General features: G+C 60.5%; 1 protein-coding gene. It reads left to right on the top strand.

The window, feature by feature from the left end; translation table 11 throughout:
* Nucleotides 1-253 (top strand): MmgE/PrpD family protein (locus PZC42_RS22025; protein ID WP_277214347.1); only part of this gene is annotated, 253 nt, incomplete at both ends.

The following is a 253-nucleotide window of genomic DNA, read 5'->3' as shown; positions in this document are numbered from 1 at the left end:
GACCGTCATCGGCTGGGGATTCAAAACCCACGCCCCCTCCGCGGCTTTCGCTAATGGCGTTTTCGGCCACTGCCTGGATTACGAAATACAAGGATTTCCTCCCACTCACGGTACCTCGTCCTGCCTGCCATCGGCTCTGGCCCTGGCCGAAGAACGGGGCGCTTCCGGTAAAACCATCTCCGGCAAAACCATCATTGAGGCGTATGTTTTAGGGTGGGAGATCCAGGGACGGCTCCGGGCGGCTTCGGCTCCC

Origin of the sequence: Isoptericola croceus (genome assembly GCF_029382255.1) — a bacterium.
In the GTDB taxonomy this organism is placed as follows: Bacteria; Actinomycetota; Actinomycetes; order Actinomycetales; family Cellulomonadaceae; genus Isoptericola; species Isoptericola croceus.
Note: the sequence above shows the minus strand (reverse complement) of the source record. Positions and strands in the feature narration are given on the sequence as shown.